The following is a 431-nucleotide window of genomic DNA, read 5'->3' as shown; positions in this document are numbered from 1 at the left end:
CCGAAAGCTGTCAGAGAAGCCGCTAAGGAGATCAAGGACGCTCTGGGAACGTCCGCATCTAAAGACGTCGTCACTTCAAAAACAGATGCAACTGCTGGCCGCGTGCCAGTTGTAGGCTGGATGGGATTAGGTGGATATGGTTCGGACATTCTGCTTTCTGCTACTGATGCCAGAAAACCTCTGCGGAATGGCTTCTACGGCGTGCAGTCGGAGCCGACATATGGAAATGCTTCCCTGATTAGCTTTGGCTATGACTCAGGCTCTCAGGTGCACCTTATTGCAAAACAAGGCGGCCAGGCGCCGTTAATCGGGCTGGCAGGCTCTACACCACAAGGCGTTTTTGGTGGCTGGGGAAAAATTTACACAGAGTTTCAGAAGCCCACCGCGACTGAAGTCGGTGCTGTTCCATATCGTTCTGCGCTTGGTACAGT

Annotated in this window: 1 protein-coding gene; it reads left to right on the top strand. The window is 52.9% G+C overall.

Annotated features, from left to right (window positions below; translation table 11 throughout):
• On the top strand, positions 1–431 hold a 431-nt coding region (locus tag DIT71_RS17965; protein WP_199491051.1), incomplete at both ends, for a hypothetical protein.

The organism is Marinobacter vulgaris, from assembly GCF_003344045.1.
In the GTDB taxonomy this organism is placed as follows: Bacteria; Pseudomonadota; Gammaproteobacteria; order Pseudomonadales; family Oleiphilaceae; genus Marinobacter; species Marinobacter vulgaris.
This window is presented reverse-complemented; position numbering and strand designations above follow the sequence as displayed.